Genomic DNA, 26,235 nt, shown 5'->3' on the forward strand with positions numbered 1-26,235 from the left:
GAAGCTGAGCAACCTTTTAAACTTCTTAAATTTTTAAACTTCCTGAACTACCACCTACCACGTTCTTCCTTTCAGCAATTCCTGTATCTGCGAACGGGGCACAGGCAACTTATCTATATGCTCATTAAGCCACCTTGAAAAATCTTTTTCAATTTCATCGCTCCATCTTGTATCAATTTGTCCCGGCGTATATTTTCCTTCCCGTAAACGCTGATGACCAAACATATCTCTCAGCCTTACGATCTCTGCCGTCTTCACAACTCTTTCTAAAAGATGCGGAGGAATAAACAGCACACCACCGTCTCTTCCCAATACAACATCGCCCGGCATTACGGTTGCATTCCCAATTCTTGTCGGCTGATTAATGGCCACAAGCGTTGTGTTGAGTTGCCCTGCAGGATTATTCAAATGATGCGATGGATGATAACTGCGGAAAAATGAAGTGAATGATCCTAATTCTTTTAATCCGTTAATATCCCTGACAGCACCATTGTACACGATGCCATTACCTGTTTTTGCAAAAATGGAATTACCAAGATTATCACCGATAGTGGGTCCGTCGTTATGAGCGCCAAACTGATCCGCTACATAAACATCACGTTTCACCAACAGATCAAGCGGCCATGAGTTTTGCGATTTTATTCTGCCGCCTTTTGAATGCCCAAAGCTGTCAATAACACGATGTATATCCGGCCGGCCGGGCATGAACATGGCTGTAACGGCACGGCCTACCAATACACTATCAGGATTGATAGTTTGCCATCCATCTTCATATTGAAACTTATAATTTTCATTGCGCAACACGGCCCATGCTTCTTCCAGCGTTACCTGCTTCAGCCGGTCAAGCAAACTATCAGCAACTTTTGGTCGTCCATCTGCAAAGCGTTCACCTTTCCATTCGGGTGTTAATGCAATGAGCTGCTCTTTTGAAATTTGTATCTGCTGCCCTGTAGACTGGCAGTAAAAAACAATCAGCGATAAAAAAGAAAATAAATATTTCAGGCAACGCATGAGAATTAAGTTTATTGATGAAACATTTTAATTAGCTTCCAGAACCTGGTTTTCTTCCGTCTCCTTCACTTCATCTTCAGGCTGGCGGTTATGCCACCAGCTTGCCAATGCAGAACCGGTAATATTCATTAATGGCCCAAACACTGCTGGCGCCAAACCAACTGTTGCGATCTTGCCCATTTCTTTGGCAATACCGGATGCAAGACCACCGTTTTGCATACCTACTTCAATGGCAATAGTGCGGCAATCCCTTTCCGGCATTTTAAACAATCTTGCCGACCAGTAACCCAAAAAATATCCAAACAAATTATGAATGGCCACAACACCAATCAGTGCAGGGCCGATGGTTAAAAGACTTTCTCTTCCTGCGGCCGTAATAATGGTGATGATAAATGCAATACCAAACATGGACACAAGCGGCATGGCCTTATCGAGCCATTGTGATTTTCCACTGAGCAGTTTATTAAAAATCAATCCGGCTCCGATGGGAATGATGATCATCTTCATAATATCCCACATCATCTTCAGCACGTCAATTTCCACCAATGCGCCTGCCAGCAGTTTCATCAGCAGCGGTGTTACAAACGGAGCGAGCAAGGTGGTGATGGAGGTTACTGTAATGGATAAAGCAAGATTGGCTTTTGCGAGATACGACATAACGTTAGAAGCAAGACCACTGGGCGAACAACCGATCAATACAATTCCGGCAGCTATTTCAGGAGAGAAATTGGTTATGGATGCAAGCGTAAATCCCATCATTGGCATAATGACAAACTGGCTCAATACTCCTATTACTACGCCTTTGGGGGTTTTGATCACGCCGGCGAAATCATTTACACTCATCGAAGTGCCCATGCCAAACATGATCAGTTGAATTAATGGAATGATCAGGCCGCTTAACTTAAATCCGCCCCATTGCTGAAAGTATTCCGGATGATATAAGGCTAACGTAACAGCAGCAAAAATGATCAGCGTAAATGAAAGGCCTTTTAATAATTTCTTACTGCGAAATGCTATGGCAAGACCCGCGAAGAATAACATCAGCAACCAACCAGCCACTTCATGTTTATCCAATACAGTAAGGATAATATACAAGACCAAACAAACCGCTGCAAGGCTGTAAAAAATAATAGCGTTTCTTTTTGGAGCCATAAAACAGGTTAAAGGTTCAATACAGTTTTTTTATTCATCAACAGGAAGAAGCATCTCACTAGCTGAATATCCTGTCGTGCGAACGTCTTTCATCCCATTGCGTGGTTGGTTCAAAATAACTTTTATCGGAAGGATGAAGATGTTGTTTTATTACCTCCTCATTCAACTCAATACCCAGGCCAGGTGCAGTGAGCGGAAGATTTGCAAAACCCTTTGTGATCAATTTTCTTCCATCGGTAGTTTTTACCAGGCTATCCCACCAGGGCACATCTACTGAGTGATGTTCCAGCGCCAAAAAATTTTGCGTGGCAGCAGCGCTGTGTACACAAGCCATAAACGAAACAGGTGTACCTGCCTGGTGAATAGCCATCGCTATACCGGCTTCTTCGGCATAATCGCCTATTCTTTTTGTTTCTAACAAACCACCGGCAGAGGCCAGGTCAGGATGAACAATGTCCACGGCACGGGCATCTATTAATGGCTTAAAATATTTCAACAAATAAATGTCTTCGCCGGTAAGTACGGGTGTTTCCAATGCGTCGGACATTTTTTTGTACTGGTCTGTATATTCCCAGGATACAATATCTTCCAGCCAGGCCAGCCTGTATTTTTCCAAAGCCCTTCCGAGGCGGATACCATTGTTATAATCAAAATGCCCGTAGTGATCTGTTGAAAGTGGAACTTCATAGCCAACCATGCTGCGTACATTATGCACAAGCTCTTGCAATTTCTCTAAACCTTTATCGGTGATTTGTATTTGTGTAAACGGATGCAGCGTATTACCATAAGACATATAGTTACTCTGATCACCCCATTGTGCCAGGTTCCCTTGTGCATTTTCCCAGAATTTATTATTGACCATCGTATCGGGTATGCCTTTTAACTTAGCTATAGAAACGTCCATCTTCAGCCAGGTATAACCCTGCTCCTCCATACGGTATTTGATTAATTTTTTTTGTTCTTCAGGAGAAGAGGATTCAGGCGTATCGGCATAAATTCTTACTTTATCACGATACCTGCCACCCAGCAATTGCCAACAGGGAACATTATAAGCTTTGCCACATATATCCCAAAGCGCCGTTTCAACAGCACATACACCACCCGCCTGTCTCGCCTGTCCGCCAAACTGTTTTATTGATTTAAATATTTGTTCCACATTGCAGGGATTCTTTCCCAGTATCCTGCTTTTTAAAAACAATGCATACCGAACATCGGCTGCATCTCTCACTTCGCCCAATCCATAAATACCCTGGTTTGTATGAATGCGAATGATGGCTGTTCCACCCATAACTGCTGTAAGACAGTAGCGCATATCCGTTATTTTTAAATCGGAGGGTGCGCCGTAACGATTTACTTTTTGAGTGCTTTGTGCAATTAGATCTTCAATGGGCGAAAACATAAAGGCGCCACCCAATGCAATACCGCCCAGGGTTGATTTTTTTAAAAAAGAACGACGGCTGTTTTCACTCATTTGAGTACTATCCTTCAGACTCGCATCTGTATCAACCGGGTTTCTTAATCCAAGTTTCTTTTCGATTTGTTGTGAGGGAGTCATGTCAGTAAGTTTTAATTGTTATAATAATTTTTGTTGCCAGTTACCGGTTACCTGTAACTTGTAACCGGCAACCTGTAACCCTTTACCAGGTACGATCTTTCATAAATTTATCCAGCTCTGCTCTCGACATGGGCAGCCTGGCTGGATTTTCATCAATCCATTTCAGGAAATCTTTTTTGATCTCATCGGTCCATTGCGTATCAATTTGTCCCGGCGTATATTTTCCTTCTTTCAACCGCTGATGACCGAAAGCATCCCGCAATGAAATAAACTCGGCATTCAGCACCACCTCTTCCACCAGGTGAGCAGGTATAAAAACAACACCGCCTTTTTTTGCCAGCACCACATCACCGGGCAACACCGTAGCACGGCCAATACGAATAGGAACATTGATACCACCGAGCATCATCTGTTGTATATAAGAAGGATCGTAACCTTTTATCCATGCATTGAAACCATCGATCTCTTCCAACCCTTCGGCATCACGCACCGCACCATAAAAGATCACTCCTCTGTGTGACTTGGCATAGATCGCATTACCCAGGTTATCGCCAATCAGTGTTCCGTCAACCACCTTTCCATAACTATCGGCTACATATACATCGCCATCTTTCAGCACATCAATCGGCCATGAATTGGTAGCGCCAATTCTTTTTTCTGTTTTACCTATGTCCTTTATTATTTTATCCATATCCGGCCGCAGCGGCAGGTATTGTGCCGTTACCACCCTGCCTGTCATAGCTGAGTCCGGCTCCAGTACCATCCAATCGCCTTCAAACTGGTTATGATATCCTTTGTTGCGTAAGATGCCCCAGCCCTCTTCAAGACGTATCTTCTTCAAGCGTTCCAAAAATTTATCTGGTACTTTTGGCCGGCCATCAGGAAAGCGTTCACCTTTCCATTCCGGCGAATAACCTTTTATTTGATCCGGTGTCAGTGTTACCTGTTGTGCAGGGAGTGCTGTCGCAATGAACCAGATGTTCATTAAGAGGAAGAAAAATCTTTTCATACCGCTGAATAGTTTTATCGTTTTAAAATCAGGTGACGGGTTTATTTTTTAATTGGCGTTTTGTTTTTCCGTTGTGCCGCCACATCCTTATGCTGCAGGTTGGCAATGGCTTCAAACTCATCAGAGAGACTGTTGCTTAATTTTTCGAATACGCTGAAGTAGCCAGCATACACGGCATGATTTTGTTTTTGCGGTTTAAATGTATCCGGCATCTCCACTCTTGTTGCCGCCTCATCCAGTGATTGATAAATTCCCATTTCAATCGCACTTAAAAGAAATGCACCAAAACTTACGCTGTGAAAATTTTGCCGCAGTCTCACCGGCTTATTGAACATATCTGCAATCATCTGCGAACAAAAAGGAATGGTTGCAAAACTGCCGTTGATGGAAAGGCTTTTAATAGTACGGTGTTCTTCCAATATTTTCCCGATGCTGTATATCTCGTATAATATTCCTTCAATAGTAGCTCTTACAAAATGTTTTTTCTCATGTTTGATATTTAAACCGAAATAAGCTCCTCTTGCATTGGCATTCCAGATAGGAGCTCTTTCCCCTAACAGGTAAGGAAGAAACAATAAACCGTCAGAGCCAACGGCAACTTTCGAAGCTTCGGCAATGAGTTCCTGCATGCTTTGCTCTACATCAAACGGATTTTTAAAATCACCAAACTGGCGGGCAAACCATTCAAAAATCACACCGCCATTATTGGTAGGTCCACCCGATACATAACAGTTTTCCGTAAGCAGGTAATTGAAGAAACGCTGTTTCTCATCCTGCAACACCCTATTGCCCATCACTCTTACCGCACCGCTGTCTTCAATGGTAATGGTCGCTTTGCCCTCCCCTTTTACACCATCACCCAGCGTTGCCATGCATCCATCACTGGAGCCAACAATAATTTTTGTATCGACGGTAAGACCGAGAGAATTCTGATAAGCCTTTTTCAATTTTCCCGCTGGTGTATAAACACTCACTAACTCGGGTAGCATAGCTTCGGATATACCAGCAAATTTCAAAGCATCAGGTTCCCATTTTATTGTATGAATATTGAGCAGGCCGGTAGCTGAAGCAATGCTGTAATCTATAATATATTCACCCGTCAGTTGATGAATGATATAACTTTTTATAGATAAAAATTTAGCGGTTTGACGGAATCTTTCTTTGTCACTATTTTTTATCCACGATATTTTAACCAAAGGTGACATGGGATGTAGCGGCGTTCCGGTGGCATTATAAATAGCCTTTCCGGCAGCGGAGCTTTTCAATTCCTGCGCCTCTTTGTTCGCCCTGTTATCGGCCCAGGTGATGGCATTGCCGATCGGGTTACCGTTTTTATCCACCGCCAGCACACTGTGCATGGAGGAACTAAAGCAGATGGTAGCCACCTTGTATTTTTTTGGATGAATTTTTTCATTCAGCAAATTTTTCAGCACATATAACATGGTAATAAAAATTTGCTCGGGGTCCTGCTCACTATGATCCGGCTCGGTATGAAAAGTTGGGCAATAACCTTTTGAAGAACCGATCACATTACCTTTCAGGTCAAAAGCAAATACCCGCACGGCATTTGTTCCTAATTCTATTGTGATTATACTCTTCATGCTGTTAAAAATTATTTTTCATTTAAATGATTTTTTCTGAATTCACTGGGTGTGTAGCCAGTTAGTTTTTTAAAGGTGGTGGAGAAATGTTGTGACGAATAAAACCCTGTATCGAGTGCGATATCGGTAAGGCTGATATCGGGACGCTTTAATAATTTGATGGCTTCCGAAATACGGATATTGATCAGGTAATTGATCGGCGAAAAGCCAGAATAATTTTTTACTTTTTCATTGAACAGTGTTGTACCCAATCCCACCATTGCCGCCATTTCCTCCACTGTCCACTGGTGCGAAAGATTTTGACGCAGTGCCTGCTCCAGGTTCATAAAGGTTTTAGGAAAGTCACGACCAGGATTGCTTTGGCGGGTAAGATGTCTTGTCAGCTGTATAAACAATTCATCCAGCTGGTGATTGACACTGGCATGGAAACCGATCTCCTGGCTAAACAATTCTGTTTGAATAGACTTCAAAATTCTCCCCGCTTCATTACATTTCAACAACACGGGTGAATTATTTAACTGCAACATTTTCCCGATGGCCAGCCCTTCGCTTTCGGACAGGCTGCTCCACTTGCCGGCGATCATTTCGCCTGTTTCTAATTTTTGTACGCTGAGATGTATCCAGCCAAAAGAACCAATCTCCAGCACAGCATTGTCACTCCCGAATGGCTGATCGGGCAACACCAATGCGACATCGCCGGGATAAAGTGTAAATGATTGTTGTTGAATGGTCCATTCAAATTTCCCTTCCATCACGTAGTAGATCCTGATACCGCCTGTTGCTGTTACCGGAAATGAGTTAAGCTGGATAGAGATATTTTTTTTAATACCCAATTCGAGAATATGCGGAAACAACCGCAACTCTTTGCAACTTCCCTGCTGAAGTACAAATTGGTTCATGCAAGCTTCGCTGATTAGTAATTGTATAACCTCTGAACAGTCAATACCATTTTATCAGTATAAAGAAAGGGAATTTATTTTACCGGCGAGTACAAAATTCACCGCTGTATTTTTTTGGAAGTTTTTATTTGAGACTATAAATACTTTGGACGAGGATTGCGAACCCTGGAACGATAAAAAAAGTTCCAGAACGCTACTATTCCATCACTAAACAACTTGCGATATGAAAGAACATGCAAAGCCTGTTGCAACAGGTTTTATCAAACTACTGCTTTCTTTTTCCCTTTTACTTTGTTTATCTGCCGCCAATGCGCAGACCGTCACAGGAACGGTATCCGATGAAAGTGGGAAAAAACTTTCTTCAATCTCAGTAACAGTAAAAGGAACTACTACTGGTACTACTACTGACGCCAACGGGCAATATTCGGTCAATGCCCCCTCCAATGCTACACTGACAATTAGTTCAGTTGGCTATGCTACAATGGATGTGCCTGTTGGTGGACGAAGCGTTGTAGATGTAACATTACTGACAAATGCACAGAGCCTCGATGCGGTGGTGATCACTGCGCTCGGTATCAGCAAACAGGCAAGGGGCATTGGTTACTCTGCGACCAATGTAAAACCGGAAGAGCTTACTGTTAACAGAACATCTAATCCATTGAATGCACTGCAGGGCAAAGTTGCCGGAGTTAATATTTCTACACTGGGTACAGGTCCTGCCGGTAGCTCTAAAATCCGTATCCGCGGACAATCGGCTATTACAGGTGGTGGCAACCCGCTTGTGGTGATCAACGGCGTTCCGATTGATAACACGAATTTTAATGGTAACACTGTCGGCGTTACAGGCGGTGGTGTATTTGCAGATGGTGGCGATGGATTGTCAAGCATCAATCCCGATGATATAGAAAGCATGACTGTTTTAAAAGGAGCTCCTGCCGCAGCTCTTTATGGCAACCGGGCTTCAAATGGAGTTATCATGATCACCACAAAAACAAAAGGTAAAGGCCGTGGTATTGGTGTAAGTATCAATTCTAACTATACCAATGAAACACCTTTGGATTTTACAGATTATCAAAAGGAATACGGACAGGGCGAAGGTGGTGTGAGACCGACAGCGCCTAATCCCACATCCGGGCAATGGTCATTTGGCGAAAAAATACAGCCGGGTATGACGCATATTTTATTCAATAACCTCACTGTTCCGTATGTAGCGCAAGGCAGCCGCATAAAAGAGTTTTATAGAAATGGACAAAACTTTTCCAATACAGTAACAATGGAAAGTTTGAATGATAAAGGCGGAATACACCTTTCCCTGAATAACACAGACAACTTAGGAATTACACCTAACAATAAGTTCAATCGCAAGATCATGAACCTGGGATTCAATTATGATCTTTCCGAAAAGTTCAGTTTTGCCGGCAATGTTAACTACTCACGGGAGTATATCAAAAATCCGCCGAACATCGCCAACCAGGATAATTCAATGCCTACAACCTTAATGGCGTTGGCTAATACCATGCCGCTGCAGGTGATGAATGAAAACAAATACAATGCACAGGGAAATGAATACATCTATTCCCGGTTTATGAACCGTACCAATCCTTATTGGGTGTTGGCAGAACAGTTTTATAACATAAAAAAAGACCGCATTTTTGGAAATATATCTGTCAAGTATGACATCCTTCCGTGGTGGTGGATACAGGGACGTTTCGGACAGGACTACTGGAGCCGCGACGAAGATGTAAACAACTTTCCTACAGGGCATGCGTCAAGAGGTCCGGCGCAAGCAGGATTTGTAAACGGTGTTTATACACAGGAATCCCGACGCAACAGGGAAACCAATCTCGACTTCTTAACGGTCGCTACTAAATCGTTTGGAGATTTTGAAGCTACGCTTACAGCAGGCGGCAACCAAAGACGCAATCGTACTGATATCAACAATGTACAGGTCACTGACTTTGTGGTAAGAGGTCTCTATACGGTACAAAACGGAAGAGCAAAAAATCCGACTTATAATCTTTTTGAATTTGGTGTTAATTCACTGTATGGTTCTGCGGAAGTAGGATGGCAAAGGACACTTTATTTGAATGGAACGGTAAGAAAAGACTGGTTCTCCACCCTTTCTAAGGAAAATATGGGTATTATTTATCCGTCGGTTTCCGGATCCTATGTTTTTTCCGAAACCATAAAAGGCGCAATCCCATGGTTGACCTTTGGAAAAGTCAGGGTAGGATATGCCGAGGTAGGTAGCGATGGCGACGTAGGTCCTTATGCCGACCAGTTGTTTTACTCTATTAATTCCAACACAATTAATAACCCATCAGGTACGGCAGTCACTGTTGGAACCAGCGGCACTACGTTGCCCAATCCTAATTTGAAACCCATGAGGGTGAAAGAAGTGGAAGCAGGTTTAGAATTAAGGTTATTTAAAAACAAAGTTGGTTTAGATGTAGCAGTTTATAAGAAAACAACAATTGATCAAATCTTCTCTGTGCAAATATCCGACGCATCAGGCTTTTTGAATACACGTATCAACAGCGGCGAAAGTTATAATAAGGGATTTGAAGGTTTGCTGACTGTATCACCGATAGAAACAAAAAATTTCAAATGGGATTTTACAGCCAATACTTCTTACAACATCACAAAAGTCATCAGTATAAGCACCAAGACGCCGGGTGAGAGAGCTACTATTGGCAGCCACCCGTTTAATGGTGAAGTGAGAGTAGTTGTAGGTGAAGAAATGGGACAAATAGCCGGGTTTGGTTATTCAAGAGATGCTAAAGGGCAAATGATTTTTCAAAGCAGTGGCTTACCCTTGCGTACTCCAAGTTTTGTTTTATTCGGCAGTGGTTTACCTAAATGGACCGGTGGCTTCCTCAATACTTTTAATTACAAAGGAATCAACTTGTCGGTACTTATTGATTATAAGTTAGGCAATAAGATGCTGTCAGGAACTAACTTCAATGCTATTCGTCATGGTTTGCATAAAATGACGCTTGAAGGTCGTGAAACAGGCTTTGTTACCGGCAAAGGCGTAGATCAATCGGGAGGAAACAATACGGCACAGGCCGCAGTACAAACCTATTGGGAACATTTGCGTACACAACAAATTGTTGAATCTGTCATCTACAATGCCGGTTATTGGAAACTGCGCCAGATCACCCTCGGCTATGACTTTACAAAATTCGTTCCTGCCAAATGGCCCATTAAAGGAGTTAAACTTGATTTTGTAGCAAACAATGTAGCGATCATCAAAAAATGGGTGGATAATATAGATCCGGAAACGGTGGGCTATGGCGGTGATAACATGATTGGTTTGGAATCGCCTGGAGTGCCCAGCACAAGAGGATTAGGTGTGAATTTAAACATCAAATTTTAATGCTATAACTCATGAAAAAGATACTTAACTATTTTTTATTAATACTATCACTGGGCGTTATTGCTTCATGTGATAAAGGATTAGAAGATCTCAATGTAAATAAGGTAAACCCTACTACATTGGATCCGGTGCTTCTTTTAAATAATGCCGTCATCAATACTTCTTATCCTACAAAGACACAGATCTACGAAATGGCTATTGTTCAACAAATGGTGACACCTAATGGCGGTGTATTGGCCGGTGGCAATTTTAACCAGGACAGCCGTGATGTCGTCGGCGCTCCCACATGGGCAGTGTATTATCAGAATGTGATTAAATATACCCACGATGCCATAGACAAAACAAAAGATGAACCGGCACGGTCTAATCTTCACAATATGGCCCGCATCTGGCAGGCGTACACATTCATGATATTGACAGATACCTACGGAGCTATTCCCTACACAGAAGGCGGCGCCGGCAGGACCGACCTCATCAATTTTCCAAAATATGATCAGCAGGAGGATATTTATCCAAAGCTCATACAGGAATTAACGGAGGCATCGGCTGCATTGGATGCTGCCGGCACGGTGGAAGGTTCGGATGTTTTATACGCCGGCAATATTGCTAAATGGAAAAAACTTGGGTACTCTTTATTGCTGAGAGCTGGCATGCGTCTTAGTAAAATAGATGCATCAAAAGCACAAGCAACCGTGCAGGCTGCTTTTGCAGGCGGTGTGATCACTGATAACGCAGACAATGCATATTTGCGACACGATGCCAACTATCTGAATCCTGCGGGAAATATGCTTAACAGTACCGAGGCTAACAATTTTTATCTTGCAAAACCTTTTGTTGATGAATTGAAGAATAATGACGATCCCCGTTTATCTTCTATCGCCATTCGTTATAAAGGTGCAAAGAGCGGAGGTGATTTATCAAGTGCAAATGCTAATCCTCCGGCTCCTCCCGCATATGTAACAGTAACAACCAATCCTGCTGACCAGGTCGGGATGCCAATGGGCTACGATAATGGGACTATCGTTGGCCGGGCTACCGCAGATGGACTTGCCAGTTTTTATGATTATAGCCAGGCCGATCGTAAGAGAATTGTAAAGCCATCTTCGCCTATGTTTTTTGTTACTGCCGCCCAAACAAATCTGCTACTGGCAGAAGCTGCATTCAGGGGATGGATAACCGGGGGCAACAGCGCGGCTCAATATTTCTCCGATGGCATAAAAGCTCACATGGATCAAATGGCTACTTATGATGCTGGTTGTGCTGTACCAGCCGCTGCCAGGGATGCTTACGTTGCTGCCAATCCATTGGGTGCAGGTACTGAATTGGAACAAATAAACACACAATACTGGATAGCATCTTTCCTAAATGGCCCCGAGGCTTTCGCTAACTTCCGGCGTTCAGGTTATCCGGCATTAACGCCTAACCCTTACGGACAGCCGAACAACCCGGATGTGCCCAATGGAACATTTATCAGGCGGATCGGTTATCCAACATCAGAATTATCAGTAAATGCTGAAAATGTAAATGCTGCTATTGCAATCATGGGACCTGACAAACTAAGCACCCCTCTATGGTGGGACAAACAGTAAAAAAATAAATGTTATTGGCTATAGATAAAAGAAGTTTAAAAGGTTCAATAAGTTTAAGAGGTTTCAAAGGTTTATACATGCGAACCGTTTGTAACAATGTTCTCAAAAAGATAGCTGTACTGATAGTTTGAGATGAATCACAAATTTTCGCAATGTTAGGTTCTTAACCCCGGCGATTATTGAACTTTGCATCCCTTCGCCGGTCCGAAGGACTCCGGACTCTTTCGGAGAGGGGCCGAAGTGATTTCGCATAGAGAAAATTCAATTGGGCCTGACGATAAATGTCAGGCTCCGACCCAAATGCCGGCGGTAGGTTTTGGATTAGCGAAAATTTGGAATTCACCAATAGTATGTTATCAAAAGTTTTTTTCCTGCTATTGCCTTACCTTGAGACCCGTTATTTAAGAATATAAATTAGACCACCGTGTTACACTTTTCGTCCCGGCAAGGGCGGTAATATTATAGCAATTATGCAATGAAAGAACAAAGAAAACTACGCAGCCACGATTGGTTTGGCCGCAAGGATAAAGATGGTATCATTTACCGAAGCTGGATGAAAAACCAGGGCATGCCTACCGATCTGTTTGATGGCCGCCCGGTCATTGGCATTTGTAATACATTCAGTGAACTGACACCCTGCAATGCGCATTTCCGCGACATGGCTGAAATGGTAAAGCGGGGCGTATTGGAAGCCGGTGGATTTCCACTGGAATTTCCCATCATGAGCCTGGGTGAAACATTGTTGAAACCAACAGCCATGTTGTTCCGCAATCTCGCCAGCATGGATGCAGAGGAATCGATAAGAGGCAATCCTATTGATGGTGTTGTATTGCTTACCGGTTGTGATAAAACAACACCTTCTACGGTAATGGGTGCAGCCAGTGTAGGCCTTCCAACAATTGTAGTCCCCGGAGGCCCCATGCTTAACGGAAGATACAAAGGACAGACCATCGGCTCCGGCACACATGTCTGGAAGTTTGATGAGGACATGAAGACGGGAAAAATGACGCAGGAAGATTGCGAGTATGCGGAGAGTTGTATGAGCCGCAGCATTGGTCATTGTATGACGATGGGCACTGCGAGTACCATGGCCTGCATGGTGGAATCATTGGGACTTACTTTATCAGGAGCCGCTGCTATACCTGCTGCCGATTCAAGAAAAAAAGTAATGGCACAACTGAGCGGCAGAAGAATTGTGGAAATGGTAAAAGAAAATTTAACCATTGATAAGATATTAACGAGAGAGGCATTTGAAAATGCCATCATGGTCAATGCCGCGGTTGGAGGCTCTTCCAATTTCATTATTCACTTAACAGCTATTGCCGGAAGGATCGGTGTTGATCTGAAACTGGATGATTTTGATACGGTAGGAAGCAAAATACCATTACTATTAAACCTTATGCCTTCCGGCAAATACCTGATGGAAGATTTCTTCTATGCAGGCGGACTGCCCGTTGTATTGAATGAATTAAAAGAGCATTTACATAAAAAAGCTGTTACGGTAACAGGCAAAAATCATCAGGATAATATTGTTGGTAGTACTGATTGTTATAATGACGATGTAATTGCCAGTGTCAAAAAACCTTTTATACCGGAAGCCGGCTGCGTTGTGGTAAAAGGAAATCTTGCATTAAATGGTGCTGTGATGAAACCGTCTGCTGCTACGCCGGCATTGATGAAGCACACCGGCCGGGCCGTTGTATTCGAAAATATAGAAGACTATCATGCACGGATTGACGACCCCAATTTGGATATCGATGAAAACTGTGTGATGGTGTTAAAGTATGTCGGCCCCGTTGGTTATCCCGGCATGCCCGAGGTAGGCAACATGGCATTGCCCAAAAAGATTTTGGAAAAAGGAATAAAAGATATGGTTCGTATCAGTGACGGCCGAATGAGCGGCACAGCTTACGGTACCGTGGTGTTACATGTGTCACCCGAATCCGCTATTGGTGGCAATCTTGCCCTGGTACAAAACGGCGATATGATCGAACTGGATGTTGAAAAAAGAAAATTGCATTTGCATGTTTCAGACGAAGAGCTGGCAAAACGCCGTGCAGCATGGGTAGCCCCACAACTTGCGGTCAGGCGGGGTTATGTAAGCATGTATGTAAAACATGTGCTGGGTGCAGATAAAGGCGCCGATCTTGATTTCTTACAGGGAGGCTCAGGCTCGGTGGTGACAAGAGATTCACATTAGAGACCCTGGAAACTTAAGTTGAATAAATGTCGCAGTTTGAATTTAAACCACAAAGGCACCAAGACACAAAGGCACGAAGATCAATTCCCCCTTTTGTGACTTCGTGCCTCCGTGTCTTGGCGGTTCAAAATATTAAATTGACCACTATTCAAGTTTCAAACTGATGTACTACCTAAGGCTGATATACAAAAGTCGTTTGGAATATTTTCCTGAAATTTTTATTTATGTGTCCAGCCGTTGTACTACTATCATCACCTGTTGCATCGCACTCCCGATAGCTATAGGAATCATCGTTCTGTAATTCTATTGAGCAAAATAAAAAACCAAAGAAACCTGCATGCCAATGAAACCAGCTCTGCTAATTTTTACTTCATTGATCCTTTTTGCCTGTAATAATAACCCGCAAAACAAAAAACAAGAATCAACTTTGAAAACGATGGGAACAGTTGAACGCATCGATGCTTCGCTGGACAATATTATTCCGGCCGGCGCACAGCCTGAAATTATTGCGGATGGTTTTGAATGGAGCGAAGGTCCCTTATGGATAGAGCAACACAATATGCTTTTATTCTCGGATGTGCCCACCAACACTGTGTACAAATGGACCGAAGAAAAAGGAAAAGAAATTTACCTCAATCCTTCCGGCTATACTGATTCCGTAAAACGTGGCGGCGAAATGGGATCAAACGGTTTGACATTGGATACAAAAGGCAACCTGGTTTTATGCCAGCATGGCAACCGGCAAATGGCAAGGATGGATGCGCCATTGAATCAACCCGCCGCTAAGTTTGTAACGCTTGCTGATAGATATAAGGGCAAAAGATTCAGCAGTCCGAATGACGCCGTCTATAACTCCGCGGGTGAATTATTTTTTACCGATCCACCCTATGGTTTGGAATCGCAAAGTGATGATGATCCCAAAAAAGAAATTAGCTGGAACGGCGTGTACAAACTAAAAACAAATGGTGAAGTGATCTTGCTGGTAGATAGTATTACCCGTCCCAACGGCCTTGCCTTTTTACCTGGTGAAAAGCAATTGATCGTCGCCTGTTCTGATCCCGAAAAACCAAACTGGTACATCTATGATATCAGCGGCGATTCACTGATCAATGGAAAAATATTTTACAGCACGGCTAACGAAAGACAAGGAGTAAAAGGACTGCCTGATGGATTAAAAATAGATAAGGCCGGAAACATCTTTGCAACAGGTCCCGGCGGCGTTTGGATATTCAATAGCAACGGAAAAGTGGCGGGTAAAATAAAATTAGAAGAATCCGCTTCGAATGTGGCGTTATCCGCTGACGAAAAAGCTTTATACATCACTAATGATATGTATGTGCTGCGATTGAAAATGAAAGCTCCCTGACATTCAGATCCTTTATAATTTGGCTCTATAAAAGACTTACTAATGAAACTATACAAAACCAACAGCGGCATTGTCATTGAATCGGCAGAAAAATTTTTTCTTGTCAACGAAGACTGGGAATCGTTTATCAACGACGATAAGCTTTATGAAAAACTGCAACAACTTATCTCCGTATTACAGCCAACCGATAAAAGGGTATTGAATGGGATACTGGCGCCAATCGGCAATAACCAGGAGCTATGGGCATGTGGTGTCACTTACCTGCGCAGCAAAGTAGGCAGGCAGGAAGAATCAAAAGCAACGGGTGGCGCTGATTTTTATGCAAGAGTATACGAAGCCGAAAGACCGGAGGTTTTTTTTAAATCCACCCCACATCGGGTAGTTGGACATTTGGGAAAAGTTGCCATACGCAAAGATTCAACCTGGGATGTACCCGAACCGGAATTGACATTGGTCGTTACTTCATCCGGGAAAATAATTGGCTATACCATCGGCAATGATATGAGCAGCCGTAGTATTGAAGGTGAAAATCCATTGTACCTGCCGCAGGCCAAGACCTATGATGCCTGCGCTGCGCTGGGCCCCTGCGTCTATGTACCCGGCAAATCCATTGATAGTAATTCGATGATCCATTTGCTGATCAACCGGCAAAATCAAAAAGTATTTGAAGGAAGCATTGCGATCAATCAAATGCGGAGGTCATTGGAAGAGCTGGTGTCATTTGTATACAGGGAATGTTCTTTTCCAAAAGGATGCCTGGTAATGACCGGTACAGGTATTGTACCCGGTCATGATTTCACCTTGCAAAGCGGTGATGAAATTCAAATCAGCATTGACAATATCGGCACACTCATCAACACGGTGCGTTAAACGATGACTTTTTTAATAATCTTGTTTGCCATCGCTCTGCAGGTGTTTCTAACTGTCAAAAAGGTCAGCCCTTTCCTGTCATTGTTGATTGTTGCCATCATTGCCGGTTTACTGTTGGGGATGCAACCGGCCGCCCTGCTTAAATCAGTAGAGCAAGGAGTAGGCAGCACACTCGGTGGCCTGGCACTTATCATTTGCCTCGGGGCTATACTGGGAAAAATATTAGAAGAAGGCGGCGCTGCTGAAAAGATCTCTGCCACACTCATCAAGAGCTTTGGAGAAAAAAACATTCAATGGGCTGTATTGCTGACAGGCTTTTTGATCGGTATTCCATTGTATTATAACGCAGGATTTGTCATACTCGTTCCGCTGGTATTTTCGATTGCAAGAAAAACAGGTTTACCACTATTATATATCGCCATACCGATGGCAGCGGCTTTATCTACCACGCATTGTTTTCTGCCACCGCATCCCGGACCCGTGGTGCTTGTCAACGCCTTTAAAGCTGATATGGGAAAAACATTGATCTATGGACTCATCATCACCATCCCGGTAGTGATATTGGCGGGGCCGGTATTAGGACGACTGTTGAAGGGAGTTAACGTAGATGTCAAAACTATTTTCTCAAAAAATGATACAACGGATAAAAAATTACCTCCTGCCCTGCCAAGTTTTTTAATTGCGCTGTTACCGGTCATACTGATCACACTGGCGGTGATCGGCAATGCTTTTTTACCAGAAGGAAACGTATTGAGAAAAATAGTATCGTTTATTGGCGACTCTACCATCGCCTTATTACTAGCCGTATTACTGGCAAGCTGGCAATTTGGTTTAAGGGCCGGCAAATCTATCGACACCACGATGAAATGGCTGGGTGATGCGATAGCGGGTATTGCCATGATACTGCTGATCATTACAGCAGGCGGTGTGTTCAAACAAGTATTGACTGATAGCGGCACGGGGCAATACATTGCTTCATTCAGCAGCGAGTGGAAAATGCCACCACTATTATTTGCCTGGATCATCACGGCCTTGCTGCGGGTGACGATAGGGTCGGCCACGGTAGCGGGCATTACAGCCGCGGGTGTGGTAGCACCCCTGGTTATATCAGGATCGGCTTCACCAGAATTGATGGTACTGGCCGTAGGCACCGGAAGTGTCTTTGGTTCACATGTCAACGATACCGGTTTCTGGATGTTTAAAGAGTTTTTCAAACTTTCATTGCCACAAACATTTTTATCCTGGACAGTGATGGAAACAACCATTTCTATTTTGGGATTGGCTGGGGTGTTGATCCTTGATGCGTTTGTTTAAGTAAATCCGCAGCTGATGAAGCGCTTACTGGTTGTTTATCAAATACAAAACCATATTACCTCCGTTACTTTCTGGCAGTTGGCTGGATAATTTCCCGGTGCAGGGAAGAAAGATTATCCTTTGTTGTTTGATAAGGAGCTTAAGCCGAAGAAGGCTTATTGGGAGGTGGTGAGGTTTTAAGTGGAAGCAATCGAGATTCAAACCATATCTCTGACCTTCACGGTAAACTCTTTTCCTATTCAATTCTACAATTTGTTTGTGTTTCTTACTTGATTATTTGGGCCCTTAGCTTCAGTACAAATCCCAGCCTCAGTTCCGACCGTTCGCTTTACTCTAGCCCAAAGCCAACATACAAATATTCGCCGGGGTAATTGCTTCTGTCCGGCAGCCTTCAGGGAGCCAACTTCTATTATTTTGAAAAAGTTTACAAAAAATACAAAGTATTACTTTTTATTTTCGTAACACTTTACTACTTTTAAGCCACTAAACTAAAAACGTATGGAAACTTCAGTTTTAACATCCAAAGGCCAATTATTAATCCCAAAACGGCTACGCAATAAATATGGCATTAAGTCAGGTGTAAAAGTGCTTTTCGAAGAAACGGAAGGAGGAGTTATAATACGGCCTATCAATGAGCAATATTTTAAATCCTTCCGCGGTATGTTATCGACAGGAAAGCTTAAGGAAGAAATGAAGGCACACAAAATCGAGGAGAAAAAAATGGAAGAAAGAAAAGTAAATCTCCATAGAAGCAAATAATCAATATGGCAAAATTTGTATTAGACAGCTACGCCTTACTTGCTTTTTTCCGTGATGAGCCTGGTGCCGATGATGTAGAAAAATTATTAAATGAAGCGGCAGAGGATAAACATGAATTATATATTACCGTTGTTAATGCGGGTGAAGTATATTATATGAGTTGTCGAAAAGACAGTGTTTCAAAGGCAAATCAAGTTTGGGAGGCGATGAAGAAATTCCCTTTACATTTTATAGCGGCCGATATGGATCTTTCTCTTGCTGCTGCGAAAATTAAAGCTAACTATAAGTTATCATACGCAGATGCGTTTGCCGCAGCACTTACTATTCAGAAAAAAGCAACATTAGTCACTGGGGACGATGAATACCAAAATTTAGTTGGCGAAACTGGATTTAAAGTAAAGTATATTTAAAATGCATGAGGAACTCAAAGAGAAATTCCTGCGCAGAGTAGGTCACCTGAGTACAAGGGCAAAGTTTGTTTTGGCCTATCTTACTGTACAGAGAACCATCTGTTAATTGTATTAGTGGAAGCCAGGCATGATTTGTGAAAGTGATAAAATATATACCTGGTTGGATTATTTTCTGATGTATGGACATGAAAGGAAGATAAAGCATTCCGACGAGTCCCTCCGCTGATTTTCCTATATCCCGAAGTTTCTGCCGGAGGAGACTCCTCGGGAAAGAAGCCTGATTGCGTGTCACCAATCAATCAAACAAATAGACAATGGAATCCTATCAGGCTTCAGAAACCTTGTAGTTTAAATTCTACAATGCCTCTCCATTCTTTTATTACAGCAAAAGCATAACCTGTACTATTGTCTTCACTTACGGGAGGTTTTACCTTCAGGTAGTCATTATAATTCATCAACCATTAAAGCCTTTACAATGAAAAAGCCAAACACCAATCAACCCGGTCAACGTAAATCATCATTTGTTGCTGTTACTGCCTCGCTTTGTGATTTTGCCCCGTTGCAAAGGCTTGTGGAAAGATTAGCTTTTCGTCCAACCGATAACAATCGTTTAGAAGAAATCCAGCCGGGCTGGGCGCCGTTTCATATTTCGTCTATTGAGGTATTGACAGGTGGCCAGCTTCAACTCGCCAATGAAAAGGAAACAGTGGATATCACATTTACCAGCAATTTTATGTTTACTTGTACACAGTGCAATGATAATTACAAGCTAACCTGGGTCAATTCGCTTTCATAAGCTACGCTTTGCATTCTTCAACTTTATCACTTTTCTCATATTCACCGCTGTGGTTCCCCCTGGTTCGTGCCCATAACCCCGACCCTGCGAATGTGATACATCCCGTATTCTTCCATCTGATACATCTTCTGTTTGCCAGCTTTGGGTATTTTGCGTTACTGTATTTTAAACATGATTGACATAACTACATACAGGGATAAATATTTATCTCAGATTATCGAACTGATACTGACCATTCAGCAAAAAGAATTCAATATACCCGTAACCCTGGAAGCGCAGCCTGACCTTCAGCAAATCCCGGAAATATATCAAACAGGAAAAGGAAATTTCTGGGTAGCCTTGCACGATGATCAGCCTGTGGGTACGATAGGACTGATAGATATCGGCGACAATACAGGCGTAATAAGGAAAATGTTTGTGCAGGCTGAGTACAGGGGAAAAGTTTATAAAGTAGCTTACCAGCTTCTGCAGGCTTTGATGGAATGGGCAACACGAAACGAAATGAAAAACCTCTTTCTCGGAACAGTTGAACAACTGCAGGCATCACACCGCTTCTATGAAAAAAATGGCTTTACCCGGATCCCAATGGAAGAACTGCCCGGACAATTTCCCCGGATGAAAGTGGATACCATTTTTTATCAATACGCAATCAATTAATCTTATGATGATTCAAATATTGTATGGCAGCTTTCCTAAGCAGTGTTAACTACACACCCGGGCAATGGATTAGATTCTTTGTTTCGTCTGCAGGCAAAAAAGACAAACTGAAAAAAATTATCGGAGTGTTTGCCAGATATGAAAGATGCCGAAGTAAGTAATAAAACGGTTTATAATAATTACCGATTTTGTCTTGATGGTATTAAGTAAACCGGCAGAATATTAATTATTGAACTGAAATGGAAACAATGCTATTAAAAGATCCAACGATTTCTCCAACTAAAGATGTTTTGGAGAATGCTCTTGGAAGAAGTTTTAAAGCTTACGAAGATTTGATGGATACAATTGCCGGCAAAAACTATGGGCTTTTACCCGACTGGAATTATTATAATGACGGCAAAGCCTGGCTTTGCAAGGTTCAACACAAAAAGAAAACGGTTTTCTGGCTCTCCGTTTGGGATAAGTATTTTAAACTAAGCTTTTATTTTACCGTGAAAACTTCCAAAGGCATCAATGCATTGGCTATTGATAGCAGTATTAAAAATAGTTTCAAAGCCAGTAAACCGGTTGGGCGCCTGCTTCCTCTTGTGATTAACGTAAGTAAAAAGGGACAATTGAAAGATGTATTGAAAATTATCGAATATAAAATAAGCCTGTTATAGCTATAATCACAACCTGTTCCTTCAAAATGCATCGGCGCTTAACCTTCCCCAATTTTTACAAGGTTCATTGTTCATTTCATTGCCCTGGTCGCCTGGGTAGCGATGGAATTTTTTTTACCGGCATTGTACCTTTTTGCGACGGGACTATGGGTTTATACACCGGCAACTTATCAATATTTTTCTTTTGCTCAACTTTTGGCAGTGCGGGTCGTTGATGATCATTGCGAATAGGACTGATCCTTTCATTTTCCACCCGTTTATATTCTCTTGGCGTTGGATACTGCCTTATCACGGGTCTGAACACTTTCTTTTCGTCTTTCATTTCGACAGCAGGGTTTACTTTCCGGACTGTCTTCAGCGACACTACTTCCACTTTGCGGTTGGTGTATTTTTCTACTTCAACCGGCTCGGGTCCTTTTGAATAAAATTGTTTGTTGGTGCGGGTCGGGTTGAAATTTTCAATAACGGAAACACGGCGATCAAAATCCTGAAAGCGGTCGGGCCGTTCTATCCTCGCTGGCAAATCCCGGTCATAAATATGTCTTCGCGGACATACATTCCAGTAAAAATTATTAGGTCTCCATAAGTGAAAATGTATATACACATCCACATCTGGCATTAGTGGTGCCCAGGCAAAATAATCATCAATGTATCCCCAGGTAACCCACGCCGGCGACCATTCATAGCCCGGTATCCATAACCAGCCGTACAAATCATCATAGAGCCAGCGGCCGTAGTGAAAAGGCCCCCATCCCCAGCTGTAACCAGACACCCATGTCCATCCTTCCGAAGAATAGATCCAGTAGCCGTTGGTAGCATACGGCCTGAAATCATCAACCCTTGGATGCCATACCTGCCCATACCCCGGGTAATCTATCCATATGCCAAATTCCAGCAAGTCATCATAAAAGGATTGAAATGTTACGTTCGCTGATACCGTAGTCAATGTGGAATAAGGTCGCGGCGCACAGCCGGAAAATGTTATCATCATTACAACTGCTACACAACCGGAAATTGTTACCTTTTTCATCTTTGTTCACTTTAGTATTTGCGAAGTTTTATCAACTTCATTTATATACAGATGATTGCAATCAGCACAAAGGATGATTATCATTGACATCAACTTGTCTGTGACAATTATGCTCCAGGGATCAGATGTATTTGGGAGGTACAAGTATGACAAACGATAGCAAAAAAAATTAAGAAAATGGAATTGCGCCTTTTTTGCAACCGGGCCTGTGGATTGATGTTGTGTGCAGGCAGCGATTCGGCATTCAACCAGGTATGGGTTTTCGTTACCACAAACTTTTCCATTCCAATCTAACTTACCTCCTGAATCTGCGGGATGGAACTGGTCGCTTTTAAATCAAACGTCTTTATTCGTTACTCCGGCGACCTTTTAAACAAAGCCGGCTGATTGTATTTGATTCGATTTTTACCCCAACAAAAACAAAATAAAATGGGACAAAACAATTACCAGGGAGTCTTACAGAAGCCGAAAGGTTCCGGCTTTAACGCAACATCAACAGCCAGTGAAGTAATCAACGGCATTTTTTCAGCACCCCTAAGATGAATTAACCTCATTCACTTTGTCTTTGTTTTATTTTTACTTCGCCGCTGTTGCTAATGACTGTTCCAAACGGTGAGGATAATTGCTGCACCCGCTTCATACTCCACTCATAACTTTCTTTTTCAGCCAGGTTTACCTGGTAATTGCTTATCAGCACGGGGATCAGCGCCAGGTTTTCAATACCCTCACTGCTTATTTCTACTTTGTAAAAAAATGAATGGTTGTTTTTCAATACCGGGTGCACGACGTAATCATCAACAAAATCTCCCGTATCATACAATATCAGTTTGTTTTTATAAACTTCTATTGCCTGGAAAATATGGGCGCTGTGCCCGTGAATAATATCGGCTCCATGTTCAATCATTTCATGTGCAAAGGCAACAAATGGTTTGGATGGCGCTTCCCGAATATTCGGTCCCCAGTGAAGGCTTACAATCACTATATCCACCTGCTTTCTCAGTTTCTCAACGGCCTCAAGTGCTCTTTGCCTGTGCGTTTCGTTTGATATGTTTATATAATTGATACCGCTCTTGTCAGTGCCTGCTTCCCATCCCGGTTCATTATCCGTAAAACCCAGCAATCCTATCCTGAATTTCTTTTTCTCCAGTATTACGGGCTTCGCGGCTTCGTCGCTATTCATGCCGGCGCCTGCATACAGGATGCCTGCTTTTTTCAGCGTCTGTATGGTTTCTATCATCCCTTCTTCCGAGTAATCGAGAATATGATTATTGGCGAGATTAGCAACAGTGATGCGTGCCTCAGTGAGTGATTTCACTTTATCAGGAGCGGCTTTAAAATTAAAAACCTTCGGTACTTTCTTTTTGTTTGTAGTTAAGGTGGTTTCCAGGTTGATGATGTTCACATCGGTGCTGCGCAATACAGGCAATACATCACCCCATACATATAAATAACCTTCACGGGAAATGACAGGGTCCACCGTTCTGCCGATCATCACATCTCCTGCAAATCCTATAACCACTTTTTCTTTTTCCATCCTGAAGTTTATAAAATTTAACGCCAAAATCAATAAAAGAATGTAAATGACAGGACGGTTCCGGCGCAAGCTTGAATAATTGATAACTATCCGAAACATATTTACTTAAGTTACGAATATTAATTGTGTTGCCCCCGTCCTTGCCGGTGTCACCGTCCTTTCACAGGTGATGTCTCAGAACATAGTTAAGTGTATGCTGTCGATACGCTTGAAAGCATTGCTACACCTTATTCAGTAAAAGCCATAGGTTTATATCTTGTACCGCCCCAACTTGAGGTGACAACCTGGCTCCTCACGTTTTAAACTCTCCTTCCCCGCGGCAACTCTTTACTTCCTTCCCTCTCATTTTACTAATTTCATACTGCCATGAATGTCATGTTCGAAACCTTGTTTGAATACCTGGAAAAGGTTTTGCCGTTATCGCCAGCCGATAAGGAGATCATACACGCTGTCTTTATTCCAAAACAAATAATGAAAGGAGAAGTTTTGCTACGTGAAGGTGACCTGTTAAAGTATGGCGCTTTCGTATGCAAAGGCTTTTTGCGCAGCTATGTAATAGATAATAAAGGCAGGGAGCATATCATCCAGTTTGCACCTGAAAACTGGTGGATCTCCGATAAAGGCGCCGGGGCAGAAGGCAGCAAAGCATCTTGTTTTATAGATGCTATTGAAGATTCAGCTATACTGCTGATAGACCAGGCAGGGCATTTTAAAATGCTGGAGAAAGTGGCTGCTTACAACAAATCGTTCCAGGCGGGCATGCAAAAAAGATCCGAAGCAAAAGATAAGCGCATTGTTCACTCGCTTGTTGCCGACGCTGAAGAACGCTATACTGATTTTATACAGACTTATCCATCTATTGCACAACGGGTGCCGCAACATATGCTGGCTTCCTACCTCGGCATTGCTCCCGAAACACTGAGTCGTGTTCGCAGAAAGTCTATGCGCAAAAAATAACAGCTTAGTTTTTTGATTTTGACTTATGTCAACGTGCAGGCCGAAACCGCCTGATAGTTTTGCTTTATCAAAAACCTTAAAAATGAAAAGTAAAACAAACAAAATCCTTAAGTGGACACCTTCCATCCTTGTAGCATTGATCATTGCCTTAGGTGCATTTATGAAATTGACGGCTCAGCCCCAACTGGTTGAACTGTTTTCAAAAACCGGCCTCCTTCCCTATATGAAACTGCTGGGAATAGCAGAGCTGCTATTTGTCTCCTTATTTCTTTGGCCCCGCAGTATAAGAATCGGCCTCTTTTTACTCACCGGGTATTTTGGCGGCGCTATGGCGGTTGAATTATCACAACATGCTTTTTTCATCATGCCTGCTGCAATCCTTGCATTGATATGGCTGGCTGCCTGGCTGCGTGACAACTCCCTGTTTAGTGCTGTACAGCCACAACAGGAAACCGCGGCTGCATTATAAATTATCATCCTCCTTTTTATTTATTAAACCTCTTTTATGAAAAATACAATAGAATTGAAAATTGAAAACGAAGCTCCCTGGTATAAACAATGGTTTGATTCCGTTTTTTATCACCAACTTTATTCGAACCGGAGCGAAAAAGAAGCCACGGAGTTTATTGATGCCTTAATCGATGAATTAACACCGGCCGCCAATTCAACAATGCTTGACCTGGGTTGCGGTGCAGGGCGGCATGCAAAACACCTGGCTTCAAAAGGATTTGATGTAACAGGCTTAGATCTCGCCGCTTCCAGTATAAGGAATGCAAAGAAATACGGGAAAGAAAACCTTCGCTTTGCAAAACATGATATGCGGGATCCGTTTGGCAAAAACCGTTTTGATTATGTTTTTAACTTCTTTACCAGTTTTGGTTACTTTCAAAATGATGAAGAGAATCACCAGGTGGTCCGCAATATTTATCATGCTTTAAAACCCGGCGGATTGTTGATACTGGATTATTTGAATGCGGCATGGTGTGAAGAACGGCTGGTTGCTGAAGAGTCAAAAGAAATCGATGGCATTGTTTATCATATTTCGCGATGGACGAATGATCGGTTTTTTTATAAAAAAATAGCAATTGAAAACATGCCTGGGGAGCAGGCTGAGTTTATTGAGCAGGTTGCTAAGTTTAACCTGGGTGATTTTGACTGCCTGTTTGAACGGAATGGATTACAGATCAAAAAGGTTTACGGTGATTATGATTTAGGGGAGTATAACAGTAGAACATCACCAAGAATGATCCTGGTAGCTGGAAAAGCCAGGGCAAAATGATCAATATACCGTCAACTGACGGTTAAGCTTTTTTGAACCACCAAGCACAAAGACAAGTGACACAAAGATTAATTGCTTTGGGATCCTTCGTGCCTCTGTGCCTTTGTGGTTCAACTATTCTATGCGCTGGATTTGCCACGTATGCCTTGCGTTACTTCGCGGTTAAGCTTTTTTGAACCACCGAGCCACAAAGACAAGTGATACAC

At 42.6% G+C, this 26,235-nt stretch carries 23 protein-coding genes; 14 read left to right on the forward strand and 9 right to left on the reverse strand.

What is annotated here, in order from left to right:
• Positions 1 to 54: 54 nt before the first annotated feature.
• The 6 genes from ACFEL9_RS03730 to ACFEL9_RS03755 all read right to left on the reverse strand — a co-directional run bounded on the left by ACFEL9_RS03730 (position 55) and on the right by ACFEL9_RS03755 (position 7,227).
• Positions 55 to 1,011 carry an RraA family protein gene (locus tag ACFEL9_RS03730; RefSeq protein WP_385886246.1) on the reverse strand — a complete coding sequence of 319 codons (957 nt, stop codon included), beginning with the start codon at positions 1,009 to 1,011 and terminating at the stop codon, positions 55 to 57.
• A gap of 27 nt (positions 1,012 to 1,038) precedes the next feature.
• On the reverse strand, positions 1,039 to 2,163 hold the full coding sequence (locus ACFEL9_RS03735) for a bile acid:sodium symporter family protein (RefSeq protein ID WP_385886248.1): 1,125 nt from the start codon (positions 2,161 to 2,163) through the stop codon (positions 1,039 to 1,041).
• A 58-nt stretch (positions 2,164 to 2,221) separates the two neighbouring features.
• Positions 2,222 to 3,718 carry a mandelate racemase/muconate lactonizing enzyme family protein gene (locus ACFEL9_RS03740; RefSeq protein ID WP_385886250.1) on the reverse strand — a complete coding sequence of 499 codons (1,497 nt, stop codon included), beginning with the start codon at positions 3,716 to 3,718 and terminating at the stop codon, positions 2,222 to 2,224.
• A gap of 82 nt (positions 3,719 to 3,800) precedes the next feature.
• On the reverse strand, positions 3,801 to 4,727 hold the full coding sequence (locus tag ACFEL9_RS03745) for an RraA family protein (protein ID WP_385886251.1): 927 nt from the start codon (positions 4,725 to 4,727) through the stop codon (positions 3,801 to 3,803).
• A gap of 41 nt (positions 4,728 to 4,768) precedes the next feature.
• On the reverse strand, positions 4,769 to 6,328 hold the full coding sequence (locus tag ACFEL9_RS03750; RefSeq protein ID WP_385886253.1) for a gluconokinase: 1,560 nt from the start codon (positions 6,326 to 6,328) through the stop codon (positions 4,769 to 4,771).
• A gap of 11 nt (positions 6,329 to 6,339) precedes the next feature.
• Positions 6,340 to 7,227: a helix-turn-helix domain-containing protein gene (locus tag ACFEL9_RS03755; protein WP_385886255.1), complete on the reverse strand. Its 888-nt coding sequence runs from the start codon at positions 7,225 to 7,227 to the stop codon at positions 6,340 to 6,342.
• 223 nt (positions 7,228 to 7,450) lie between these two features.
• Here ACFEL9_RS03755 and ACFEL9_RS03760 point away from each other — a divergent pair, with 223 nt between their 5' ends.
• The 8 genes from ACFEL9_RS03760 (at position 7,451) to ACFEL9_RS03795 (ending at position 19,114) form a co-directional block, all read left to right on the forward strand.
• Positions 7,451 to 10,606, forward strand: coding sequence for a SusC/RagA family TonB-linked outer membrane protein (locus tag ACFEL9_RS03760; RefSeq protein ID WP_385886257.1), 3,156 nt, complete (start codon positions 7,451 to 7,453; stop codon positions 10,604 to 10,606).
• A gap of 11 nt (positions 10,607 to 10,617) precedes the next feature.
• Complete coding sequence (locus ACFEL9_RS03765) at positions 10,618 to 12,195, forward strand: SusD/RagB family nutrient-binding outer membrane lipoprotein (protein ID WP_385886258.1); 1,578 nt, start codon at positions 10,618 to 10,620, stop codon at positions 12,193 to 12,195.
• A 475-nt stretch (positions 12,196 to 12,670) separates the two neighbouring features.
• The gene (locus tag ACFEL9_RS03770; protein ID WP_385886260.1) at positions 12,671 to 14,395 is read left to right on the forward strand and encodes an IlvD/Edd family dehydratase; all 1,725 of its coding nucleotides are present in this window, start codon (positions 12,671 to 12,673) and stop codon (positions 14,393 to 14,395) included.
• 343 nt (positions 14,396 to 14,738) lie between these two features.
• A complete protein-coding gene (locus tag ACFEL9_RS03775) occupies positions 14,739 to 15,761 on the forward strand; it encodes an SMP-30/gluconolactonase/LRE family protein (RefSeq protein WP_385886262.1) in 1,023 nt (340 codons plus the stop codon).
• A gap of 42 nt (positions 15,762 to 15,803) precedes the next feature.
• Complete coding sequence (locus tag ACFEL9_RS03780) at positions 15,804 to 16,631, forward strand: fumarylacetoacetate hydrolase family protein (RefSeq protein WP_385886264.1); 828 nt, start codon at positions 15,804 to 15,806, stop codon at positions 16,629 to 16,631.
• A 3-nt stretch (positions 16,632 to 16,634) separates the two neighbouring features.
• Entirely contained in the window at positions 16,635 to 17,945 is a 1,311-nt protein-coding gene (locus ACFEL9_RS03785; protein ID WP_385886265.1) for a gluconate:H+ symporter, read from the forward strand.
• A 498-nt stretch (positions 17,946 to 18,443) separates the two neighbouring features.
• Positions 18,444 to 18,704, forward strand: a complete 261-nt coding sequence (locus ACFEL9_RS03790) for an AbrB/MazE/SpoVT family DNA-binding domain-containing protein (RefSeq protein ID WP_385886266.1) — start codon at positions 18,444 to 18,446, stop codon at positions 18,702 to 18,704.
• Between the two features lie 5 nt (positions 18,705 to 18,709).
• Positions 18,710 to 19,114: a type II toxin-antitoxin system VapC family toxin gene (locus ACFEL9_RS03795; RefSeq protein WP_385886268.1), complete on the forward strand. Its 405-nt coding sequence runs from the start codon at positions 18,710 to 18,712 to the stop codon at positions 19,112 to 19,114.
• Between the two features lie 332 nt (positions 19,115 to 19,446).
• On the opposite strand, the gene ACFEL9_RS03800 is transcribed toward ACFEL9_RS03795, so the two are convergent.
• Positions 19,447 to 19,569 carry a hypothetical protein gene (locus ACFEL9_RS03800; protein ID WP_385886269.1) on the reverse strand — a complete coding sequence of 41 codons (123 nt, stop codon included), beginning with the start codon at positions 19,567 to 19,569 and terminating at the stop codon, positions 19,447 to 19,449.
• A 20-nt stretch (positions 19,570 to 19,589) separates the two neighbouring features.
• On the opposite strand from ACFEL9_RS03800, the gene ACFEL9_RS03805 reads away from it, so the two are divergent.
• The 3 genes from ACFEL9_RS03805 (at position 19,590) to ACFEL9_RS03815 (ending at position 21,229) form a co-directional block, all read left to right on the forward strand.
• The gene (locus ACFEL9_RS03805) at positions 19,590 to 19,910 is read left to right on the forward strand and encodes a hypothetical protein (protein WP_385886271.1); all 321 of its coding nucleotides are present in this window, start codon (positions 19,590 to 19,592) and stop codon (positions 19,908 to 19,910) included.
• A gap of 171 nt (positions 19,911 to 20,081) precedes the next feature.
• Entirely contained in the window at positions 20,082 to 20,567 is a 486-nt protein-coding gene (locus tag ACFEL9_RS03810; RefSeq protein WP_385886273.1) for a GNAT family N-acetyltransferase, read from the forward strand.
• 239 nt (positions 20,568 to 20,806) lie between these two features.
• A complete protein-coding gene (locus ACFEL9_RS03815; RefSeq protein WP_385886274.1) occupies positions 20,807 to 21,229 on the forward strand; it encodes a DUF3788 family protein in 423 nt (140 codons plus the stop codon).
• 76 nt (positions 21,230 to 21,305) lie between these two features.
• On the opposite strand, the gene ACFEL9_RS03820 is transcribed toward ACFEL9_RS03815, so the two are convergent.
• Together ACFEL9_RS03820 and ACFEL9_RS03825 are read right to left on the reverse strand one after the other, a co-directional pair.
• On the reverse strand, positions 21,306 to 22,259 hold the full coding sequence (locus ACFEL9_RS03820) for a DUF6600 domain-containing protein (protein WP_385886276.1): 954 nt from the start codon (positions 22,257 to 22,259) through the stop codon (positions 21,306 to 21,308).
• Positions 22,260 to 22,809: 550 nt separating this feature from the next.
• The gene (locus tag ACFEL9_RS03825; RefSeq protein WP_385886278.1) at positions 22,810 to 23,793 is read right to left on the reverse strand and encodes a CapA family protein; all 984 of its coding nucleotides are present in this window, start codon (positions 23,791 to 23,793) and stop codon (positions 22,810 to 22,812) included.
• Between the two features lie 366 nt (positions 23,794 to 24,159).
• On the opposite strand from ACFEL9_RS03825, the gene ACFEL9_RS03830 reads away from it, so the two are divergent.
• From ACFEL9_RS03830 to ACFEL9_RS03840, 3 genes are all read left to right on the forward strand, one after another.
• Positions 24,160 to 24,750, forward strand: a complete 591-nt coding sequence (locus ACFEL9_RS03830; protein WP_385886280.1) for a Crp/Fnr family transcriptional regulator — start codon at positions 24,160 to 24,162, stop codon at positions 24,748 to 24,750.
• An 82-nt stretch (positions 24,751 to 24,832) separates the two neighbouring features.
• On the forward strand, positions 24,833 to 25,219 hold the full coding sequence (locus tag ACFEL9_RS03835; RefSeq protein ID WP_385886282.1) for a DoxX family protein: 387 nt from the start codon (positions 24,833 to 24,835) through the stop codon (positions 25,217 to 25,219).
• A gap of 36 nt (positions 25,220 to 25,255) precedes the next feature.
• Positions 25,256 to 26,029 (forward strand): class I SAM-dependent methyltransferase, encoded by a 774-nt coding sequence (locus ACFEL9_RS03840; protein ID WP_385886284.1) that lies wholly within the window; start codon positions 25,256 to 25,258, stop codon positions 26,027 to 26,029.
• Positions 26,030 to 26,235 lie beyond the last annotated feature (206 nt).

This window comes from Terrimonas alba (genome assembly GCF_042434975.1).
In the GTDB taxonomy this organism is placed as follows: domain Bacteria; phylum Bacteroidota; class Bacteroidia; order Chitinophagales; family Chitinophagaceae; genus Terrimonas_B; species Terrimonas_B alba.

Bases quoted from the DNA above. Each gene is read 5' to 3' on its own strand.
- ACFEL9_RS03730 (WP_385886246.1), bottom strand. From the start codon at position 1,011: ATGCGTTGCCTGAAATATTTATTTTCTTTTTTATCGCTGATTGTTTTT.
- ACFEL9_RS03735 (WP_385886248.1), bottom strand. From the start codon at position 2,163: ATGGCTCCAAAAAGAAACGCTATTATTTTTTACAGCCTTGCAGCGGTT.
- ACFEL9_RS03740 (WP_385886250.1), bottom strand. From the start codon at position 3,718: ATGACTCCCTCACAACAAATCGAAAAGAAACTTGGATTAAGAAACCCG.
- ACFEL9_RS03745 (WP_385886251.1), bottom strand. From the start codon at position 4,727: ATGAAAAGATTTTTCTTCCTCTTAATGAACATCTGGTTCATTGCGACA.
- ACFEL9_RS03750 (WP_385886253.1), bottom strand. From the start codon at position 6,328: ATGAAGAGTATAATCACAATAGAATTAGGAACAAATGCCGTGCGGGTA.
- ACFEL9_RS03755 (WP_385886255.1), bottom strand. From the start codon at position 7,227: ATGAACCAATTTGTACTTCAGCAGGGAAGTTGCAAAGAGTTGCGGTTG.
- ACFEL9_RS03760 (WP_385886257.1), top strand. From the start codon at position 7,451: ATGAAAGAACATGCAAAGCCTGTTGCAACAGGTTTTATCAAACTACTG.
- ACFEL9_RS03765 (WP_385886258.1), top strand. From the start codon at position 10,618: ATGAAAAAGATACTTAACTATTTTTTATTAATACTATCACTGGGCGTT.
- ACFEL9_RS03770 (WP_385886260.1), top strand. From the start codon at position 12,671: ATGAAAGAACAAAGAAAACTACGCAGCCACGATTGGTTTGGCCGCAAG.
- ACFEL9_RS03775 (WP_385886262.1), top strand. From the start codon at position 14,739: ATGAAACCAGCTCTGCTAATTTTTACTTCATTGATCCTTTTTGCCTGT.
- ACFEL9_RS03780 (WP_385886264.1), top strand. From the start codon at position 15,804: ATGAAACTATACAAAACCAACAGCGGCATTGTCATTGAATCGGCAGAA.
- ACFEL9_RS03785 (WP_385886265.1), top strand. From the start codon at position 16,635: ATGACTTTTTTAATAATCTTGTTTGCCATCGCTCTGCAGGTGTTTCTA.
- ACFEL9_RS03790 (WP_385886266.1), top strand. From the start codon at position 18,444: ATGGAAACTTCAGTTTTAACATCCAAAGGCCAATTATTAATCCCAAAA.
- ACFEL9_RS03795 (WP_385886268.1), top strand. From the start codon at position 18,710: ATGGCAAAATTTGTATTAGACAGCTACGCCTTACTTGCTTTTTTCCGT.
- ACFEL9_RS03800 (WP_385886269.1), bottom strand. From the start codon at position 19,569: ATGAATTATAATGACTACCTGAAGGTAAAACCTCCCGTAAGTGAAGAC.
- ACFEL9_RS03805 (WP_385886271.1), top strand. From the start codon at position 19,590: ATGAAAAAGCCAAACACCAATCAACCCGGTCAACGTAAATCATCATTT.
- ACFEL9_RS03810 (WP_385886273.1), top strand. From the start codon at position 20,082: ATGATTGACATAACTACATACAGGGATAAATATTTATCTCAGATTATC.
- ACFEL9_RS03815 (WP_385886274.1), top strand. From the start codon at position 20,807: ATGGAAACAATGCTATTAAAAGATCCAACGATTTCTCCAACTAAAGAT.
- ACFEL9_RS03820 (WP_385886276.1), bottom strand. From the start codon at position 22,259: ATGAAAAAGGTAACAATTTCCGGTTGTGTAGCAGTTGTAATGATGATA.
- ACFEL9_RS03825 (WP_385886278.1), bottom strand. From the start codon at position 23,793: ATGGAAAAAGAAAAAGTGGTTATAGGATTTGCAGGAGATGTGATGATC.
- ACFEL9_RS03830 (WP_385886280.1), top strand. From the start codon at position 24,160: ATGAATGTCATGTTCGAAACCTTGTTTGAATACCTGGAAAAGGTTTTG.
- ACFEL9_RS03835 (WP_385886282.1), top strand. From the start codon at position 24,833: ATGAAAAGTAAAACAAACAAAATCCTTAAGTGGACACCTTCCATCCTT.
- ACFEL9_RS03840 (WP_385886284.1), top strand. From the start codon at position 25,256: ATGAAAAATACAATAGAATTGAAAATTGAAAACGAAGCTCCCTGGTAT.